The following is an 18,828-nucleotide window of genomic DNA, read 5'->3' as shown; positions in this document are numbered from 1 at the left end:
GGCCTCACTTGAGCGAGATCGTCTCCACGCGCAGGTCGAAGCTCGGGTGGAGCTTGAAGCCCTGCACGCGCTTGGCGAAGGCGGCGATCTGGATCTCGTGGTCGACGAAGACCCACGGCGCGTCGTCCACCAGGATGCGCTGGGCCTCGCGGTAGAGCTGGGCGCGCTTGGCCTGGTCGGTCGTGAGGCGAGCCTGCTGGAGCAGCTCGTCGAAGCGCGTGTTCTTGTAGAGCGCGCGGTTCGGACCGACGGGCGTCCACTGGCTGGAATGGAGCAGCGGGTACATGACCATGTCGGGGTCTTCCGTCCCCGCCATCCAGGACAGTGCGAAGAGCTCCTGCTCCTTCGAGCGCAGCTTGGTCAGGTACGCGCCCCACTCCATCGTTTGGAGCGTCACGTTCACGCCGACGGCCTTCATGTTCGACTGCATCACGGTGGACATGGCGACGGGCGCCTGCATGCCCGAGCCCGACTCGGGCACCCAGAGTGTCGTCGTGAAGCCGTTCGGGTAGCCCGCCTCGGCCAGGAGCTTCTTCGCGCGCTCGGGATCGTACGGATACGCCTTGAGCGAAGCGTCGGCGCCCCACGTGCCCGGCAGCACCGGGCCCTTCGAGAGCGAGCCCGTGCCCTTCAGCACGTCGCGCACGATCGCGTCCTTGTTGACAGCGTAGTTGAGCGCCTGGCGGACGCGCTTGTCGTCGAAGGGCTTCTTCTGGTTGTTCATGCCGAGGTACCAGACGTGCGCGCCCGTCTGCTTGAGGACCGTCACCTTCGGGTCCTTCTCGAGCGGGCCGACGAAATCGGCGGGCACGCCGACGATCAGATCGAGCTGGCCCGTGAGAAGCTCCGTCAGGCGCGCCTGGTCTTCCACGATCGGCCGGTAGATGGCGCGCTCGATCTTGACCGGATACTTCCAGTAGCTCGGGTTCTTCTCGAGGACCACGCGCTGGCCGCGGTCCCAGGAGGCGAAGCGGAAGGGCCCCGTGCCCACGGGATGGCTTGGATAGTCGGGGCCCCACTTCATCGCTGCCGTCGGGCTCACGATGGAGGCGGCGCCCGAAGTCAGGATGGCCAGGAAGGACGCGCGCGGCTCCTTGAGGAGGAAGGCCACGCGCTCGCTGCTCAGCACCTCGACGGCCTTGACGTTGCCGAAGAAGAAGTTGGCGAAGGGGTACTTGCCGAGCTTGTAGGCCGGGTGCTCGGTGTTGATCTGGCGCTCGATGGAGAACTTGACGGCTTCCGCGTTGAGCGGCGTGCCGTCGTGGAACTTGACGCCGCTCCGGAGCTTGAAGGTGTACTGGAGGCCGTCTTTCGAGATCGTCCATGACTCCGCGAGACCCGGCACGACCTGGGTGCTCTCCTCGGGGAAGGTCACGAGGCCCTCGACGATGCGGCGGCCCACGCGGTTCGAGTTGAGATCGGTCACCTGCGCGGGGTCGAGATTCACCGGCTCGGCGACGAGCCCGACCAGGAGCGTGCCGGTGGGTTGCGCTCCAACCACCCCGGAGACGAGACCCAGGGCCAGCGCGAGAGAGGCGATCATTGCTGCCGCGCGACGTGCTGTGGTCATCGAGATCCTCCGTCCCGGGTCTTCTTCTTGGGAAGGACCTTGAGCGCGTCCTCGCAGGCCTCGAGCGTCTTGGCCACGTCGTCCGCTCCATGCACGAGCGAGATGTACATCTTTTGCGTGTTCTTCACCACGCCGCGCTTGATCAGCTCGGTGGTGAAGGCCTTGGCGAGCGCGCCGTCCGCCTTCTGGACCGAGCGGTAATCCACCACGGGCTCATCGGTGAAGAGGATGTCGAAGACCACGGGCTCGCCGACCACCTGGGCGGGCAATCCCGCCTTCTGCACGAGCTCGCTCAGGCCAGCCATGAGGCGCTTGCCGGTGGTGTGGATGGTGTCGTAGGCGCCGGGCTTGCGCAGCTCGGCGAGGGTGGCGAGGCCGGCCACCGCGGCAATAGGGTTGCCGTTCAGCGTGCCGGACTGCGAGATGAAGTCTCCCTTGCCGTCGTATTCCGGATCGAAGGGGCGCATCAGCTCCTCGGAGCCGCACACGGCGGCCAGCGGGAAGCCGCCGCCCACGATCTTGCCGACGGCGGCGAGGTCGGGCACGACGCCGTAATACTCCTGGGCGCCGCCGTAGGCCAGGCGAAATCCCGTCACCACCTCGTCGAACACCAGGAGCACGCCGTGGCGGCGGGTGATCTCTCGCAGCCCCTGCAGGAAGCCGGGCTGGGGCGGAATGAGGCGCTGAAACGGCTCGACGATGACCGCGGCCAGCTCGTCGGCGTGCGTGGCGATGATGCCCTCCACCGTGCCGAGATCGTTGAACGGCGCGATCAGCACCTCGGCCTCGAGCGCGTGGGGGATGCCCGACGAGTCGGGCACGGGAGCGGGGAAGGCCTTGGGCGAGCGCGGGGCCGAGCTCATCATGGAATAGTCGTGGGCGCCGTGGTAGCCGCCCTCGAACTTCAGGATCTTGTCGCGCTGGCGATACGTGCGGGCGACTCGTAGAGCGAAAAAGGTCGCCTCCGAGCCCGTGGAGGTGAAGCGCACCTGTTCGGCGCACGGCACCGCCTGGCAGATCTCCTCGGCCAGCTGGATGATGGGCTCGTTGATCATGAAGTACGTGCTGCCGCCCTCGATCTGCGCGCGCACCGCGGCGACCACCGCCGGATGCGCGTGGCCGAGAATGAGCGGGCCCGAGGCGAGGACGTAGTCGATGTACTCGCGCCCGCTGACGTCGTAGATCTTCGAGCCCTTGCCGTGCTTGACGACGAAGGCGGCGTCCTCCGCGTACCGGGATGTGCCCAGCACGCCGCCGGGCAGGCGCCGCTTGGCGTGCTCCAGAAGCTCGGTTTCTCGGGCGGATCGGGTTCGGGTCGTCTCGGCCATGGCCTACCTCCTCTGAGGGGGGACATTCTATGCCGTCTTTCCCTGAAACGCACGCCCCCAACACCAATTGACGCCTCTGCTATCATGCCGGCCATGTTCCTGATCGGCATCGACGTGGGCGGCACGTTCACCGATCTCACCGCGATCGACGAGGCCACCGGCCGCGTGGTGGTCACCAAGGTGCCGTCGGAGCGGCGCCGCGAGGCGGCGGCAGTCCTCACCGGCCTCCGTACCCTCGGCATCGAGAGCCGCGACGTTCGGCGGGTGGTCCACGGGACGACGGTCGGCACCAACGCGGTGCTCGAGCGGCGGGGCGCTCCCGTCGCGGTCCTCACCACCGCGGGCTTCCGCGACCTCATCGAGATCGGCCGCACCAAGCGCAATATCCCCGCGCTGTTCGTGCCGACCTTCGTGCGCCCCAAGCCGGTGGTCGACCGCAAGAGCCGGTTCGAGGTGACGGAGCGGCTCAACGCCGACGGCTCTGTGCTGGTGCCGCTCGACATGGGATCCGTGGACCGCGCGCTCGACGCCGCTCTCGCCACCGGCGCCGAGGCCGTGGCCGTCTGCCTGCTTCACGCGTATCTCAACCCGGCGCACGAGCACGCGATCGCGGATGCGGCGAAGGGCAAGCGCCCCGGCCTGCCCGTGTCCTGCTCGGCCGACGTCGTGGCGGAGTACCGCGAGTTCGAGCGCTTCTCGACCACGGTTCTGAACGCCTACCTCCAGCCGCTGATGGACGTCTACCTTGCCGGGCTCGAGGAGCGCCTGCTCGCGGCCGGCTATACGCATGGCGTCCTCACCGTCGGCTCCTCCGGCGGCATGATGACCACCGAGACGGCGCGGCGCCTGCCCATCCGGACCATTTTCTCCGGGCCCGCCGGCGGCGTCAGCCAGGCCTGCCACCTGGGGGCGGTCTCGGGACCTCGTGATTTCATCACGTACGACATGGGCGGGACGTCCACCGACGTCTGCCTCGTCCGAGACCTCACGCTGGTGATGACCTCGGACAGCATGGTGGGCGCCTTCCCCGTCAAGGTGCCGCAGATTGATATGCACACGGTGGGCGCCGGCGGGGGCTCGATCGCGTGGCTCGAGCTTGACGGAAGCCTCCAGGTCGGCCCCAGGAGCGCGGGCGCGTCTCCCGGGCCGGCGGCGTACGGTCTCGGGGGCACGGAGCCCACGGTCACCGACGCGAACGTGGTGCTGGGGCGCATCGGGACGAGCCGGCGGCTCGGCGGCAGCATCACGATCGACCCCGGCCGGGCGCGCGAGGCCGTCGCCGCGCTGGCCCGCCGCATCGGAGGACTCGACGTCGAGCCGCTGGCCGAGGGCATCATCCGCATCGCCGTGGCGCGGATGACGTCGGCCATCCGCGAGATCTCGATCCAGCGCGGCCACGACCCCCGCGACTTCACCCTGATCGCCTTCGGCGGCGCCGGCCCCATGCACGCGTTGGCGCTCGCCGAGGAGATCGGCATTTCGCGAGTCCTGGTCCCGCGTCATCCGGGAAACTTCTCGGCGTTGGGCCTCCTCGCCTCGGACATCAAGCACGACGACGTCCGGACGCGCGTCGGCCCGCTCCGGGAGCGGGCGCCGGTGATCAACGCGCTGTTTGCCGAGATGGAGACGGGAGCACGACGTCAGCTCGAGCTGGAGGGCTTCGGCCCGGAGGCGCAGCGGCTGCTCCGCTCGCTCGACCTGCGCTACCGCGGCCAGGCGTTCGAGTTGAATATCGGCGCGGCAAGTGATCTCGACAAGGCTGCGGGCTTGGAGGCGATCGAGGACGCCTTTCACCGGGAGCACAGGAGCGTGTACGGCCACGAGAACCGCGCCGGGACCATCGAGCTGGTCAATGCGCGGCTTACCGCCTATGGCTTGGTCGCCAAGCCCGCCGCCGATCGCTATCGGAGTGCCAGCGTCTCGATGGACCAGGCGCTGATCGAGCGACGCCCCATATGGTTCGGGGGCGCGCCCGTGGACTGTCCCGTCTGGGAGCGGGAGCGCCTGCCCGAGCGCGCGCGACTCGCCGGCCCTGCCATCGTGGAAGAGTTCGGCGCGACTACGGTGCTGCTCCCGGGTTGGGCCGGCGTGGTCGACGCGCACGGCAACATCCTGATCGAGCGGGTGGCCGCGCCATGATCGATCCCATCACGCTCGAGGTCCTGCGCGAGTCTTTCGTCTCGATCGTGCGGGAGATGCGCGTCACGCTTGTGCGCACCGCGTACTCGTCCATCCTCTACGAGGGCGAGGATTTCTCCTGCGTCCTCATGGACGGCCACGCCCAGATCGTGGCCATGTCCAAGGGCCAGGACCACCCGCTCCACATCGTGCCCATCGCATGGTCGATGCGCGCGGTCCGCGAGAAGTTCGGCGCCGACATCAACCCAGGTGACATCTTTCTGCACAACGATCCTTACACCGGCGGTACCCATCTGAACGACGTGGCGATGATCCTCCCGCTCTTCGCTCCCGGAGAGATCGGCGCCGCCGAGCTCTTCGTCTTCCCGGTGGTGCGCGCCCACTGGGGCGACGTCGGCGGGATGAGCCCGGGCAGCCTCTCCGGCGGGGCGACGGAGATCTTCCAGGAGGGCGTCCGCATTCCCCCGATCCGGATCGTGGACCGGGGCCGGCCCAACGACGCCGCCCTCGAGCTGATCTTCGCCAACATGCGGGGGCGCCGCGAGAGGCAGGGCGACTTCCAGGCCATGATCGGCACCTGCCGGAAGGCGGCGGAGCGCATCGAGGCGCTGGCCGCGCGCTACGGCGCGTCGACGGTGCGCGAGGCCGTGGCGGAGCTGATGGACCGGGCCGAGGCGCGCATGCGGCACGCTATCGGGGAGCTGCCCGACGGCACCTACGTCTACGAGGCGCATCTCGAGAGTGGGCGCGAGCGGCTCGAGCCGCTCACCGTGCGCGCTCGGGTGATCGTCGCGGGCGATGCCATCACCGTCGACCTCACCGGCACGTCGCCGCAGACCGCGGGGCCCACCAACGTCGGCCCCGCCATGGCGCCGACGGGCGCGTTCACCATCATCAAGTCCTTTCTCGACCCGGGCAGCGACGTCAACTCCGGCGCCTTCCGCCCGCTCACCGTGATCACTCCGCCCGGCACCATCGTCAACGCCAGCCTGCCCGCGCCCTGCGGCGGCATGGTCGAGGTGAAGTACTGCGTCGAGACAGCGGTGATGGGCGCGCTCGGCCAGGCCCTCGGCGGCCGCGTGACCGGAGATCTCAAGGGCGGCGGCAACCACTGCTATGTCGGCGGGCCCGACCCACGCACCGGCGAGACGTTCATTTTCTACGAGTATCCCGCGGGCGGGACGGGCGCCCACGCGGACGGCGATGGCAACAACTCCGTGCGCACGTGGACCGAGAGCGACATGACCACGCTCCAGCCCATCGAGGCCGTGGAGCAGCTCTACCCGGTGCGCATCGAGAGCACCGCGCTGCGCGAGGACTCCGGCGGGCCCGGCCGGTGGCGCGGGGGCTTGGGGCTCAGGCGCGAGGTGCGCATCCGGACGGCGGGCAGCAGCTTGTCCGTCCTTGCCGAGAAGGCGGTGCTGCCGCCCTTCGGTGTGAGCGGCGGCGCGTCAGGCGCGACGAATCACTTCTGGGTGCGCCGGGGCGACCGCGCCATCGAGCCTTCTCCGCTGCCGGGCAAGGTGGGCGGCTTCCCCATCGAGCCTGACGACGTGGTGGTGATGGAGAGCTCGGGGGGCGGCGGATTCGGCGACGCTCTGACGCGCAATCTCGATGCCGTCGCCGCGGACCTCGCCGAGGGCTACGTCACCCCCGCGGCGGCCGAGGGGATCTATGGCGTCGTGCTCCGCGACGGCGCGATCGACGCCGAGGCAAGCGCCCGGCGCCGCGCTATCCTGCGCGACGCGCGGCCGCTAGTGCGCCTCGCCGCGGTGCCGGACCTCGAGACGGAGCGGGGGCGGGCCATCCGTCTCGATGCCGGCACCGCCGCGCGTCTCGGTGTCGGCGCGGGCGCCGTGGTCGAGCTGGTGAACCCGGCTGGCGCTCCGCTACGGGCCTGGGTCGAAAGCGTGGTTCCCGGCGACGGCCGCGTCGCCCAAGTGCCACCTGTCGCCTTGCGCATGCTCGCGCTGGCCGAGGGAGCCGAGGTCGAGATACGCGCTGTCCACAGCGGGACGCTCGGCGGCCCCGCGAAACGCTGAGGGCAGCGCGCGCTTATCCTCGATACGCCGCGAGGACGGCCTGGGCCATCTCGCGGGTCTTGGCCATGCCGCCCTGGTCGGGCGTCAGCGTCTTGCCGTCCCGGTACACGCGTCCCACGGCGGCGTCGAGCCGCTGCGCTTCGGCGCCCATGCCCATGTGTTCCAGCATCAGCGCGGCCGAGCGAATGGTCGCGGTGGGGTTGGCGATGCCCTGCCCCGCGATGTCGGGGGCCGAGCCGTGGACCGATTCGAAATAGGCCCAGCCGTCGCCGAAGTTGCCGGACGGCGCGAGACCGAGCCCGCCTGCCGTCTCGGCGCCGAGGTCGGACAGGATGTCGCCGTACAGGTTCATGCAGAGGACGACGTCCATGGACTTGGGAAAGCGCACGAGGCGCCGCGCGGCGTCGTCCACGTGGAAGTGCTCGAATTGGAGCCCGCCGGCTTCGCGCACGATGCGCTCGGCGGTCTCCTGGTAGAGCCCGTCGGTGCGAGGCATGACGTTCGACTTGGTCACGCAGGTGATCTTGCCGGGCTTACCCTGGGCCTTCCGCTTGCGGGCCAGCTCGACGGCGAAGCGGGCGATGCGCTCGGCGCCCTTGGGCGTGACCACCTTTACGGCGAAGCGCCCCACGGTGCCGTAGTCCTTCACCTTGCGACCCGTCCGGTCGGAGAGGTCGGGCATGACCTTGACGAGATCAGCCAGGTCACCCTCGCGGCCCGGGTAGATACCCTCGCTGTTCTCGCGCAGGAGGATATAGTCGATGCCCTCGGGGTCGGTCAGCGGCGAGCGCATCCCCGGGTAGAAGCGGATCGGCCGCACCCCGGCCCACGCGCTCATTTCCCAGCGGAGCCACGAAACCACGTGACTCGTGGACGGGCCGGCCGCGCCGAAGAGCACGCCGTCGGCCTCGCGGGCCGCGCGCTTGGTTTCCTCGGGTAGGGGATTGTCCTGGGGCGGGGTCAGGATCTTGAGCGGTAGACCCGTGCCCATCAGGAGCTCGCAGGTGGCGTCCACGACTTCGGGGCCGATGCCCTGGCCCGGCAGCGCAACGATGGTCTTCATGGCCATGATGGGAGCCTCCCTTAGTTAAATGGTGGGGGCACCATAGCACCCGGGCCCGTAAGGGGGGAATCCCCGAAGCGAAGTCGGGAATTCCGGGGCAGTTTGCCGCCGGCCGGACGCGGGTCTGCTCGGGCAGAACGCCGTAGCAAGCCGGAATATGCCTCCACTGCGGTTGTATAAATATCTGTTTTATATAGCTGAATAACTTGAAAGCCTGGTGGCACCGCTCCTGCACTCTCGGAGGCCGAGTTCAGAAGGATGCCCCCAAGCTCAGTGGGGAGCCGGACGGGGCGGGCGGAACCAAGGGCCCATAACAAGAGAGAGAGGAAGAACACATGAAGAAGCTCTTCGCAGCGGTTCTCAGCGTAGCGGTAGGGCTGTCGCTGTCGCCCTCCATGGGCACGGCACAGACCAATTGCCCGGCCGAAGTGGCCCAGGCGAAGGACATGCTGAGCAAGAAGACGGCGATGGTGAAGCCTGAGGACATCCAGGCTCCGCGGTCCCTGGCCGGCGCGCGTTCTAACGAGAACGTGCAGTCGCCGCGCGGCAACCAGGATGTGCAGTCTCCTCGCGGTAATCAGGAAGTCCAGGCTCCGCGGTCGCTGGCCGGCGCGCGCTCGAACGAGAGCACGCAGGCCCCGCGCGGTAACCAGGATGTCCAGTCGCCTCGCGGCAACCAGGACGTCCAGTCGCCCCGCGGTAACCAGGATGTCCAGTCGCCTCGTGGCAATCAGGACGTGCAGTCGCCCCGCGGCAACCAGGATGTCCAGTCGCCCCGCGGCAACCAGGATGTCCAGTCGCCTCGTGGCAACCAGAACATCCAGTCGCCCCGCGGCAACCAGAACATCCAGTCGCCCCGCGGTAACCAGGATGTCCAGTCTCCTCGGACGGCCACTGGGTCTACCACTACGGCCCAGGCTCCTCGCGCTGACATGACGAAGGCCGCCTCGCTGGTGAAGGAGGCCGAGGCCGCGTGCAAGTCCGGCAACATGACGCTGGCCACCGACAAGGCGAAGGCCGCGCTGGCGATCCTGAAGTAATAGCAGCCTAGACGTAGAAACACCGAGGCCCCGGAGATGTTGTCTCCGGGGCCTCTTCTTGTTCCAGGCTCGCGGCGAAGGGCAGGGGCAAGTGCAAACGCGGCATGAGACACTCTTCATGTCGCTCTCACGGGTTTCTTACACTCGGGGTGTAGCTTAGTGGGGAGGGAGGTGACCTATGCGTGCGGTCCTGGTCCTGGTGATGACGGCGGCGCTCCAACTGCTGCCCTTGGTTCCGGCCCGGGCGGCGTCGCTCGCCGATGAGAAGCTGCCGACCGATCCGGCCCTTGTGACGGGCACCCTGCCCAACGGGCTCGCCTACATCATCCGCCCGCATAAGAATCCCGAGGGCCGCGTGGGCATCTGGCTCCACGTCGCCTCGGGCTCGCTCAACGAGACCGAAGCGCAGCGGGGTCTCGCCCACTATCTCGAGCACATGGCGTTCAACGGCACCGCCAACTTTCCGCCGGGCTCGGTCGTGCCCTTCTTCCAATCGCTGGGCATGGCCTTCGGGCGCGACCAGAACGCGTTCACGGGCTTCGACCAGACCACGTACACGCTGACGCTGCCGGGCGGGGGACGCGACCTCGTCGAGAAGGGGATGCTGTACATGGCGGACATCGCCATGCGAATGAGCCTGGGGCCCGCCGAGATCGACAGCGAGCGCGAGGTCATCCTCGAGGAGAAGCGCGCGCGCTCGGGGGCGCGACAGCGCGTGCAGGATCAGGTCTACGAGCGGCTCGCGCCCGAATCGACGCTCGGCCGGCGGCTGCCCATCGGCATCGAGCAGACGATCAAGTCGGTGACGCGCCCGGATTTCCAGGACTACTACTCGCGCTGGTACGTGCTGAGCAACATGACGCTGATCGTGGTGGGCGACATGGACCCCGCCATGGTCGCCGACGTGATCGCGCAGCAGTTCGGCGGCGCCCCCGCGGCGCCGAAGCCGGCGCCTCGCGATGCGGGGGTCAAGCCGACGACGGGGCCGCGCGCCATCGTGGTCACCGACCCCGAGCTGACCCGGGCTGATGTCTCGATTGTGAGGCTCGAGCCGCCGCGGGGTCCGGTGACGACCGTCGGCCAGGAGCGGCACGAGCTGGTCGGGCGGATCGGCATGTGGACGTTCGACCGCCGGGCGAGCGCGGAGATCGCCGCGGGCCGCGCCTCTTTCCTCGAAGTGGACGCGTCGACACAGGAGTATCCCGGCACGATGCGGATGATCTCCGTCGAAGCCTCGGGCCTGCCGGGGACGTGGCGCGCCATGCTGAAGGACCTCGGGATCGCCCTGCAGCGCGCCCGGCTCCACGGCTTCACCGAGCGCGAGGTGCAGGACGCGCGCGTGGCTCTCCTCGCCGATGCGGAGGAGGGCGCGCGGCGGGAGGCGACGCGCCCGGCGCGGGAGGTACTGCGCCAGCTCAACGGGGATGTCACCCGCGGGAGCCGGTCGATTTCGGCGGCCCAGAAGCAGGCACTCCTCCAGCGCTTGCTGCCCGGCATCACGGCCCGTGAGGTCTCGGATGCCTTCGCCGCTGCTTTCGATCCGAGCCGCGCCATGTTCATCGCCGAGCTTCCCGCGAGTGACGAGGTGCCGAGCGGGGCCCAGCTCCTGGCGCTCGGCCGGGCTGCCGTCGCCGTCAAGCCCGGCAAGCCGGCCGAGGTGGCGCGGGCGACGACGCTCCTGGCAACCGCGCCCCGCGGCGGCGCCGTGGCCGAGAGCCTGCCGCACCCGGCGAGCGGCGTCACGTCGATGTGGCTCGACAACGGCGTGCGCGTGCACCACCGCTACATGGATCAGCGCAAGAACGAGGCGAGCATCGCGATCACGCTGGCCGGGGGGCCGATCCAGGAGACGGCGGCGAACCGCGGGATCACCGAGGCGGCGCTGCGCGCCTGGGACCGCCCGGCGACGAGCCGGCTGTCGAGCACGCAGATCCGGGACCTGATGACGGGAGCGAAGGTGCGCGTGCGTGGCGCGGCGACGGGAGACACCGTGACGCTGACGGTCTCCGGCGATGCCGCCGAGCTCGAGCGCGGGCTCCAGCTGGCCTATCTCCTGCTGACCGATCCGCTCATCGAGCAGCCGGCGCTCGAGCAGTGGAGGGATGCGGAGGTGCAGCGGATCAACCAGCGGAAGAGCCAGCCGATGCAAGTGCTGGTGGATACGAGCACGGCGGCCATCTATCCGCCGGGCGCGGTCCGGGCCAGGCCGCTGACCGTCGAGCAGGTCCGCGCGATCACGCGCCCGGCCGCGCAGGAGTGGCTCCGGCGCCTCATCACGGAGGCGCCCATCGAGGCGGCCGTGGTCGGGGACGTCGATCGGGATACGGCCACGCGCCTTGCGGCGAAGTACCTGGCCGCGCTGCCCGCGCGGCCGCGCATCAGCGACAAGACGCTCGCGGATCTCCGCGCCATCCCCCCCCCGCAGGGGCCGATCAGCGTCGCGGAGTCAATCGAGACGCTGACGCCCCAGGCCGGCGTCCTTGCCGGCTTCTTCGGCGCCGACCTCCGCGACGTGCGCGACACGCGGCTACTCAACGTGGCCTCGCGGGTGCTCACCACGCGCATGACGAAGTCCATCAGGGAGGAGAGGCAGCTTGTCTACAGCATCGGCGCGTCCTCCGAGCCGGCCGTGGTCTATCCGGGGTTCGGGCTTTTCGCGGCGATCGCCCCGACCGACCCCGGCAAGGCGCCGGCGCTGGCGGCGGCGATTGAGGAGATGTTCGCCGACTTCGCCAAGGGCGGGCCGACGCCCGACGAGCTCGCCGTGGCCAAGAAGCAGATGGCGAACCTCCTGGACGAGACGCTCAAGACGCCGAATTTCTGGCTGAACAGGCTCTCGACGCTCGACTACCGCGCGCTCGGCCTCGACGATCTCCTCGACGCCCCGGCCCAGTACCAGCGCTTCACCGCCCGGGAGATCCAGGACGCCTTCGTCCGCTACGACCGGCCCGACGCCCGCTTCCGCTTCGTCATCACCCCACGACCGTAAGCCGCCCCCGCGGGCCGTACGGCCTCTGCTACACTACCGGGTCATGAGCGACGACGCCCCGAAGAGCGCCTACGAGCTGGCGATGGAGCGCCTCCGCCAGAAGGACAAGGAGCAGAGCGTCGAGGAGCGCCCGCTCACCGCCAAGCAGAAGGCCGCCATCGCCGAGGCCCGCCAGTTCCACCAGGCGAAGGCCGCCGAGCGCGAGATCCTCCACCAGGCCGCGATGGCCGCCGCCCGGACCCACGAAGAGGTGGACAAGCTGAACGAGGAGCTGCGCCGCGACCAGGAGCGGCTGACGAACGATCGCGACCGCAAGATCGCCGAGATCAGGAAAGCCAAGTCCACGTAGGATAGCCTGACGATGGCACCCGCCAACACCTCCGACCGCCACGCGTGGGTCCGAAACAGCCTCTCCCACTCGGATTGGCTCGTGTCGCTGCCTGCTGGCGCCGTGGATGAGCTCGAATCGGTCGTGCACAGACTGCGGCGCGAGCCCCTGCCGACCCTGCTCCTGTCCCCGATCCAATTCGCGCTGCCGCAGTGCCGCCAGGTCATGGCGGCCGTCGCGCGGCAGCTTCGCGATGGGATCGGGCTGGCAGTGCTCGATCGGGTTCCCGTCGAGCGCTTCTCGGCGGAGGAGAACCGGGCTCTCGGGTGGCTCCTCGGATCCCTCCTGGGACGCCTCGTGGCGCAGAAGTGGGACGGCACGATGCTGTACGACGTCCGGGACACCGGCCGGGCCCTGACCTACGGAGTGCGGCGGTCCGTGACGAATCTCGATCTTCAGTTCCACACGGACGCGCCGTGGCTGGCGGAGCCGCCCGAGCTCGTCGGGCTGCTCTGCCTGCATCCGGCGCTCGAAGGGGGCATGAGCCGCTTCGTGAGCCTGCAGACGGCGCATGACGAGCTCGAGCGGCGCCAGCCGGAGCTGCTCCGCCGCCTGTACGCGCCCTTCCCCTGGGACCGGCAGGCCGAGCACGCGCCGGATGACTCCAAGGTCGCCCATGAGCCGGTGTTCGAGCCCACGGCCGCCGGCCTGCGCTTCCGCTACAACCAGAGCCTCATCGAGAACGCCGAAGACTTGACGGGAACCGCGCTCGACGATGCCGGGCGCGAAGCGTTGGCGGCCATGAGCGCCGTCCTGAACTCACCTGCGCTGTGGGTGGAGTTCACGATCGAGAAAGGCCAGCTCCAGTATCTGAACAACTGGCTCTTCGCCCACAGCCGGACACCGTTTCGCGACGCCGACGACCCCGAGCGAAAGCGCCACCTGCTCCGACTGTGGAACCGCAACGAGGGCCGGCAGACCTTCCACGCGTAGAGCCGGCTCTCCCGACCGCTCCCTGACTCGGCCGGGATAGGGTAGACTCCCGGTTCTGGGAGGGACATCCATGTACGAGGTCTACGCGCTCAAGTACTCGGAACGGGACACGACGAAGTGCCAGTTCTTCTACCGCGAGGCGTCGCACGACAAGCTCACGCTCCACTACTTCGTCTGGCTGATCCTGGGCGGCCCGCAGCCGGTCCTCGTGGACACGGGCTTCCTTGACGACGAGGCCACGTCGCGCGGCATGCGCAACTACGTCACCCCGGCGTCGATGGTCGAGCGCGCGGGGATCAAGGCCGCCGACGTGCCCATCTCGCTCATCACGCACCTGCACTACGACCACTGGGCGGGCCACAGCCTCTTCCCCAACGCGGAGTTCTGGATCCAGCAGGAGGAAGCCGCATTCTGGACGGGCAAATACGGCGGGACGCCGGCCTTTCGCGGGTCGGCCAACGTCAATGCGCTGGCCGGGCTCGTGACGCTGAACTACGCCAACCGCATCAAGTTCCTCGACGGCGACCGCGAGGTGTTCCCCGGACTCCGCGTGCACAGGGTCGGCGGCCACACCGCGGGGCTGCAAATCGTCAGCGTCGAGACCAAGCGCGGCACGGTCGTCCTCACCTCGGATGCCTCGCACTTCTACCACAACGTGGAGACGCGCCAGCCCGTGCAGATCATCACGAACCTGCCCGAGATGCTCGACGCCTTCGAGACCATCCACGCGCTGGCCGGCAAGGAGAAGCTGATCGTCGCGGGCCACGACCCGCTCGTGGCCGACCGCTTCCAGCAGGTCGAGCCCGGCATCATCAAGATCGCCTGAACACGAATTTAAAAGGAGGCATGGCATGGCCGCACAAGCAGCCGCATCACCAGCGAGGGAGGAAGTTCGCGGGGTCGTCCCCAAGCTGATCGAGCTGAGCGAGAAGGTGCTCTACGGAGACGTCTGGGAGCGCCCCGGACTCTCCAAGCGAGACAGGAGCCTCATCACCGTGGCCGCGCTCACGGCGATGTACCGCGGTGACCAGCTGAAGGGGCACATCGAGCGCGCGCTGGCGAACGGCGTGACGAAGGACGAGATCGGTGAAGTCATCACGCACATGGCGTTCTATGCGGGCTGGCCCACCGCCATGACGGCGGCGCGCATCGCAACCCACGTCTTCGACGGCAAGAAATAGGAGATCGCGATGAAAGTCGGGTTCATCGGGCTGGGCATCATGGGCACCAGCATGGCGTCGAATCTGATCAAGGCCGGCCACGAGCTGGTCGTCCACGACATCAAGCGCTCTGCGGCGGCGCCCCACCTCAAGGCGGGCGCGGTGTGGGCCGATACGCCGCGCAAGCTCGCCGAAGCCGTCGAAGTGGTGATGACCTCGCTGCCCGGCCCGCCCGAGATGGAGTCGGTTGCCCTCGGGAAAGACGGCCTGCTCAGCGGGATGGCCGCGGGCAAGGTCTACTTCGACCTCACCACCAACTCCCCCAAGGTCGTCCGGCGGGTGCACGCCGTGTTCGCCGAGAAGGGCGTGCATCTGCTCGACGCGCCCGTGAGCGGAGGGCCGAGCGGGGCGCGCACCCGCAAGCTCGCGCTGTGGGTCGGCGGCGACGAGGACGTGTTCCTCAAATACAAGCCCGTGCTGGACGCCATCGGCGACCAGCCGGTCCACGTCGGTCCCATCGGCGCGGGCTCCGTCACCAAGCTCGTGCACAACTGCGCCGGGTACGCGATCCAGACCGCGCTCGCGGAGGTCTTCACGCTGGGCGTGAAGGCCGGCGTGGAGCCGCTCGCGCTCTGGGAGGCGGTGCGCCAGGGCGCGGGCGGGCGCCAGCGAACGTTCGACCGGATTCCGCACCAGTTCTTCCGCGGCAAGTACGACCCGCCAAACTTCGCCCTGCGCCTGGCTCACAAGGACGTCACGCTCGCCACCGAGCTCGGCCGCGAGCAAGGTGTCCCGATGAGGATCGCGAACCTGGCCCTGGCCGAGCTGACAGAGGCGTTGAACCGCGGCTGGGGCGAGCGCGACTCGCGGATTCCCATGAGCCTCCAGGAGGAGCGCGCCGGGGTCCAGGTGCGCGTCGAGGAGGGGCGCCTCCGCGAAGCGCTTGAACGGGCGGGGCTCACGGGGTAGGCTCCTGCCTACCACACAGCCAAGGAGGGCGTGATGCCAGAGCGACTCATTTCGGGTGACAATCATATCGACCTGACCTACTGCCCGCCCGACCTGTGGGCCTCGCAGGCGCCGGCCAAGTGGAAGCTCCAGGTCCCTCGCGTGGAAGAGCTGGAGGACGGCCTGCACTGGTTCGTGGAGGCGCAGGACAAGGGGATGTGGAACGGGGTCGGGCCCGGGTTCCTGAAGTACCAGAAGGGCATGTTCGGCCACATCGATGAGATGAAGGCCATCGGGTTCGAGTGGGACAACCGGCGCGGCGCCCAGCCGAGGCCGACCACGCCTGAGCTGCGGCTGGCGGATCTCGACCGGGACGGGCTCGACGCGGAGATCGTCTACGGCTGCCTGATGATCAACGAAATGATCGCGAACGGTGACCAGCGCGCCTGGGCGAACCGGATCTACAACGACTGGGCCGTGGACTTCGCCAAGCGCGCCGACCCGAACCGGATCTTCCCGCTGGCCATCATCCCCAACAACGACCCGCGCGTCGCCGCCGAGGAAGTCCGCCGCTGCGCCGCGATGGGGCTCAAGGGCGGGGATCTCGCCTTCAAGCGCATGAGCCTGCCGCTCTACCACCATGACTGGTATCCCTTGTGGGAAGCCGCGGCCGAGTGCCGCTTCCCGATCTCGTTCCACTCGACCGGCTTCAAGGGCCTGCGCACCCCCGACACCCCGGAGATGGAGAAGGAGTACACGCTCCAGTGGCGCCTCGTGCGGTCGGCGCTCTTCCAGCTCGACACGATGGAAGTGTTCGTGTCGCTGATCGCCTCGGGCGCCTGCGAGAAGTATCCGGACTTCAAGTTCGTCCTCGGCGAGTCGGGGGTGACGTGGCTGCCGTACGTGTTCGACCGGCTCGATACGGAGTACGAGGACAGGGGGCGCGCCCTCGGCTTCTCCATGAAGCCCAGCGACTACTTCCGGCGTCAGGGCTTTACGACCTATCAGCAAGATAAGTTCATGGAGCCGATCATCCCGCTCGTGGGCGAGGACAGCATCATCTGGGGCGCCGACTACCCGCACCCGGACTGCATCTGGCCCGAGTCCCGGCGGACGATCGAGAAAAACCTCGGCATGCTGTCCGTGGGCACCCGCCGCAAGATCACCTCCGAGAACGTCATCAAGCTCTACAACCTGCGCTAGGACGGCGTCCCATGCCACTGCCGCCGGCCGAGTTCGCCAGGGCGCCCCTCCGCGCGTGAAGCCTCCCGCGAGCGCGCAGGGGTTGAAACAGGTCGGCTACTTCGACTGCCCGGGGGGCGGGCAGGTGGTCGTCGACCGGAACGTCGCCTACATCGCCCACATGAAGGCGCCCCACGGCACGAGCGTCGTGGACGTGAGCGATCCCGCCGCGCCCAGGCAGCTCGCCACGCTCGAGGTCCCGGCCGGCACGCATTCCCACAAGGTCCGCGCGGCCAACGGCCTCATGCTTGTGAACCGGGAGCGCCAGCCCGCGCACCAGCCGCCGCCTGGAACCGTCGGCGGGCTCGGCATCTACGACGTGTCGAATCCGAGCCGGCCGCGCGAGATCACCTTCTGGCCCAGCGGCGGCGCAGGAGTCCACCGCTTCACCTTCGACGGGCGCTACGCCTACATCTCCCCCGAGATGGACGGCTACGTCGGCAACATCGTGATGATCCTCGACCTGGCCGACCCGGCCCGGCCGCGTGAAATTGGGCGCTGGTGGATGCCGGGGCAGTGGACCGCGGGCGGTGAGACGCCGTCGTGGTCCGGGCGCCAGCACCGCTGCCACCATCCGATCCGCCTCGGCAACCGGCTCTACGTCAGCTACTGGCACGGCGGCTTCGTCATCCTCGACATCGAGGACATGTCCAAGCCGACGTTCGTCTCCGGGCTCGATTGGAGCCCGCCGTTCATCACCCCGACGCACACGGCGCTGCCGCTGCCGTTTCCGCTCCGGGGCCGCCGAATCATGATCGCGGCCGACGAGGACGTGGCGAAGCTCGAGCCCGGTCCCCCGTCCTTCCTGTGGCTGGTGGACATCACCGACGAGCGCCGGCCCATGCCCTTCGCGAGCTTTCAGCTGGAGGGTCTCGCGGGGCTCGCGCAGCCCGAGTTCACCGGCTGCCATCAGCCGTGCGAGCGCGTGACCGGGACGGAGATCCCGGTCGCCTGGTTCGCCCACGGTCTCCGCATCGTGGACGTCGCCGACCCGCACGCGCCCCGCGAAGTCGCGCACTTCCTCCCCGAGCCGCCGGAGGGACACTCCCGCGTGTCCAGCAATGACGTGGAGGTGGACGACCGCGGGCTCCTCTACCTGATCGACCGCGGCCGCGGACTCCATATCCTGGAACGCGCGTGACGCCGGTGCCCGCCACGACCGACATGGGCTGGTCCACGGAAGACATTCAGGTGGCAGGGGCGACGCTTCGCCTCCGGAAGGCCGGAGCCGGCGACCCACTGCTTGTGCTGCCCCACGACATCGGGAGCCTCGACCGCCTGCCCTTTTACGACGCCCTGGCGCGGCGGTTCTCCGTCTACGTTCCGTCGCATCCGGGCTACGACGGGTCGGAGCGACCGAGCTGGATGCGAAGCGTCCGGGACGTGGCGGTCACCTATCAGTCGTTCCTCGCGACGATCAACTTGGCGAACGTATCTTTGGTCGGCTTGGGCTTCGGCGGCTGGATTGCCGCGGAGATGGCGACCATGTCTCCCCAGGCCTTCCGGCGGCTCGTGCTGGTCGGCGCGATGGGCGTGAAGCCGGTCACGGGCGAGATTCTCGACCAGGCGCTCGTGAGCTACATCGACTATGTCCGCGCCGGCTTCGAGGACCAGGGCGTCTTCGACCGCCTGTTCGGCGCCGAGCCGCCGACGGAACTGCTCGAGCAGTGGGACCTGAACCGGGAGATGACGTTCCGGATCGCGTGGAAGCCGTATATGTACAACCCGACGCTGCCGCATCTCTTGGGGGGGGTGAAGGCGCCCGCGCTGATCGTCTGGGGGCGCGGCGACAAGATCGTGCCGCTGGAATGCGGAGAAGCGTACGCGCGGGCGCTGCCGCGGAGCCGCGTGGCCGTCGTCGCCGGGTCGGGCCATTTTGTCGACATGGAGCAGCCTGAGGCCCTCGCCAGGCTCATCGTGGAGTTCGCCGCCGAGCCGTGAGGACGGACGGGCCCGCTGAGGCCCGACACTGACCGGGAGACCAGC

General features: G+C 68.9%; 15 protein-coding genes. 12 read left to right on the top strand and 3 right to left on the bottom strand.

Features of this window, described 5'->3' with window-relative positions; genetic code table 11:
• Nucleotides 1-4 precede the first annotated feature (4 nt).
• A complete protein-coding gene (locus VGV06_19650) occupies nucleotides 5-1,570 on the bottom strand; it encodes an ABC transporter substrate-binding protein (protein ID HEV2057356.1) in 1,566 nt (521 codons plus the stop codon).
• The gene (locus tag VGV06_19645; GenBank protein ID HEV2057355.1) at nucleotides 1,567-2,898 is read right to left on the bottom strand and encodes an aminotransferase class III-fold pyridoxal phosphate-dependent enzyme; all 1,332 of its coding nucleotides are present in this window, start codon (nucleotides 2,896-2,898) and stop codon (nucleotides 1,567-1,569) included. Before VGV06_19645 ends, VGV06_19650 begins: the two co-directional genes overlap by 4 nt.
• An 84-nt stretch (nucleotides 2,899-2,982) precedes the next feature.
• Here VGV06_19645 and VGV06_19640 point away from each other — a divergent pair, with 84 nt between their 5' ends.
• Both VGV06_19640 and VGV06_19635 read left to right on the top strand, forming a co-directional pair.
• The gene (locus VGV06_19640; protein ID HEV2057354.1) at nucleotides 2,983-5,037 is read left to right on the top strand and encodes a hydantoinase/oxoprolinase family protein; all 2,055 of its coding nucleotides are present in this window, start codon (nucleotides 2,983-2,985) and stop codon (nucleotides 5,035-5,037) included.
• Complete coding sequence (locus VGV06_19635; GenBank protein HEV2057353.1) at nucleotides 5,034-7,079, top strand: hydantoinase B/oxoprolinase family protein; 2,046 nt, start codon at nucleotides 5,034-5,036, stop codon at nucleotides 7,077-7,079. Before VGV06_19640 ends, VGV06_19635 begins: the two co-directional genes overlap by 4 nt.
• A gap of 13 nt (nucleotides 7,080-7,092) precedes the next feature.
• Here the strand turns inward: VGV06_19635 and VGV06_19630 are convergent, their stop codons facing one another.
• Nucleotides 7,093-8,148 (bottom strand): isocitrate/isopropylmalate family dehydrogenase, encoded by a 1,056-nt coding sequence (locus tag VGV06_19630; GenBank protein ID HEV2057352.1) that lies wholly within the window; start codon nucleotides 8,146-8,148, stop codon nucleotides 7,093-7,095.
• A 329-nt stretch (nucleotides 8,149-8,477) separates the two neighbouring features.
• Here VGV06_19630 and VGV06_19625 point away from each other — a divergent pair, with 329 nt between their 5' ends.
• The 10 genes from VGV06_19625 to VGV06_19580 all read left to right on the top strand — a co-directional run bounded on the left by VGV06_19625 (nucleotide 8,478) and on the right by VGV06_19580 (nucleotide 18,783).
• Nucleotides 8,478-9,182: a hypothetical protein gene (locus VGV06_19625; GenBank protein ID HEV2057351.1), complete on the top strand. Its 705-nt coding sequence runs from the start codon at nucleotides 8,478-8,480 to the stop codon at nucleotides 9,180-9,182.
• Nucleotides 9,183-9,360: 178 nt separating this feature from the next.
• Complete coding sequence (locus tag VGV06_19620) at nucleotides 9,361-12,171, top strand: insulinase family protein (protein ID HEV2057350.1); 2,811 nt, start codon at nucleotides 9,361-9,363, stop codon at nucleotides 12,169-12,171.
• Between the two features lie 43 nt (nucleotides 12,172-12,214).
• A complete protein-coding gene (locus tag VGV06_19615) occupies nucleotides 12,215-12,520 on the top strand; it encodes a hypothetical protein (GenBank protein HEV2057349.1) in 306 nt (101 codons plus the stop codon).
• A 12-nt stretch (nucleotides 12,521-12,532) separates the two neighbouring features.
• Nucleotides 12,533-13,492 carry a TauD/TfdA family dioxygenase gene (locus tag VGV06_19610; protein HEV2057348.1) on the top strand — a complete coding sequence of 320 codons (960 nt, stop codon included), beginning with the start codon at nucleotides 12,533-12,535 and terminating at the stop codon, nucleotides 13,490-13,492.
• 70 nt (nucleotides 13,493-13,562) lie between these two features.
• A complete protein-coding gene (locus tag VGV06_19605; protein ID HEV2057347.1) occupies nucleotides 13,563-14,318 on the top strand; it encodes an N-acyl homoserine lactonase family protein in 756 nt (251 codons plus the stop codon).
• A 25-nt stretch (nucleotides 14,319-14,343) separates the two neighbouring features.
• Nucleotides 14,344-14,673, top strand: coding sequence for a carboxymuconolactone decarboxylase family protein (locus tag VGV06_19600; GenBank protein ID HEV2057346.1), 330 nt, complete (start codon nucleotides 14,344-14,346; stop codon nucleotides 14,671-14,673).
• Nucleotides 14,674-14,682: 9 nt separating this feature from the next.
• Entirely contained in the window at nucleotides 14,683-15,621 is a 939-nt protein-coding gene (locus tag VGV06_19595) for an NAD(P)-dependent oxidoreductase (protein HEV2057345.1), read from the top strand.
• A gap of 33 nt (nucleotides 15,622-15,654) precedes the next feature.
• Nucleotides 15,655-16,803 carry an amidohydrolase family protein gene (locus tag VGV06_19590; GenBank protein ID HEV2057344.1) on the top strand — a complete coding sequence of 383 codons (1,149 nt, stop codon included), beginning with the start codon at nucleotides 15,655-15,657 and terminating at the stop codon, nucleotides 16,801-16,803.
• A gap of 55 nt (nucleotides 16,804-16,858) precedes the next feature.
• Nucleotides 16,859-17,983: a hypothetical protein gene (locus VGV06_19585; protein HEV2057343.1), complete on the top strand. Its 1,125-nt coding sequence runs from the start codon at nucleotides 16,859-16,861 to the stop codon at nucleotides 17,981-17,983.
• On the top strand, nucleotides 17,980-18,783 hold the full coding sequence (locus tag VGV06_19580; protein ID HEV2057342.1) for an alpha/beta hydrolase: 804 nt from the start codon (nucleotides 17,980-17,982) through the stop codon (nucleotides 18,781-18,783). The genes VGV06_19585 and VGV06_19580 overlap by 4 nt, the downstream gene beginning before the upstream one ends.
• Nucleotides 18,784-18,828 lie beyond the last annotated feature (45 nt).

The organism is Candidatus Methylomirabilota bacterium (assembly GCA_035936835.1).
Lineage (GTDB): Bacteria > Methylomirabilota > Methylomirabilia > Rokubacteriales > CSP1-6 > AR37.
This window is presented reverse-complemented; position numbering and strand designations above follow the sequence as displayed.

Bases quoted from the DNA above. Each gene is read 5' to 3' on its own strand.
- VGV06_19650 (HEV2057356.1), bottom strand. From the start codon at position 1,570: ATGACCACAGCACGTCGCGCGGCAGCAATGATCGCCTCTCTCGCGCTG.
- VGV06_19645 (HEV2057355.1), bottom strand. From the start codon at position 2,898: ATGGCCGAGACGACCCGAACCCGATCCGCCCGAGAAACCGAGCTTCTG.
- VGV06_19640 (HEV2057354.1), top strand. From the start codon at position 2,983: ATGCCGGCCATGTTCCTGATCGGCATCGACGTGGGCGGCACGTTCACC.
- VGV06_19635 (HEV2057353.1), top strand. From the start codon at position 5,034: ATGATCGATCCCATCACGCTCGAGGTCCTGCGCGAGTCTTTCGTCTCG.
- VGV06_19630 (HEV2057352.1), bottom strand. From the start codon at position 8,148: ATGGCCATGAAGACCATCGTTGCGCTGCCGGGCCAGGGCATCGGCCCC.
- VGV06_19625 (HEV2057351.1), top strand. From the start codon at position 8,478: ATGAAGAAGCTCTTCGCAGCGGTTCTCAGCGTAGCGGTAGGGCTGTCG.
- VGV06_19620 (HEV2057350.1), top strand. From the start codon at position 9,361: ATGCGTGCGGTCCTGGTCCTGGTGATGACGGCGGCGCTCCAACTGCTG.
- VGV06_19615 (HEV2057349.1), top strand. From the start codon at position 12,215: ATGAGCGACGACGCCCCGAAGAGCGCCTACGAGCTGGCGATGGAGCGC.
- VGV06_19610 (HEV2057348.1), top strand. From the start codon at position 12,533: ATGGCACCCGCCAACACCTCCGACCGCCACGCGTGGGTCCGAAACAGC.
- VGV06_19605 (HEV2057347.1), top strand. From the start codon at position 13,563: ATGTACGAGGTCTACGCGCTCAAGTACTCGGAACGGGACACGACGAAG.
- VGV06_19600 (HEV2057346.1), top strand. From the start codon at position 14,344: ATGGCCGCACAAGCAGCCGCATCACCAGCGAGGGAGGAAGTTCGCGGG.
- VGV06_19595 (HEV2057345.1), top strand. From the start codon at position 14,683: ATGAAAGTCGGGTTCATCGGGCTGGGCATCATGGGCACCAGCATGGCG.
- VGV06_19590 (HEV2057344.1), top strand. From the start codon at position 15,655: ATGCCAGAGCGACTCATTTCGGGTGACAATCATATCGACCTGACCTAC.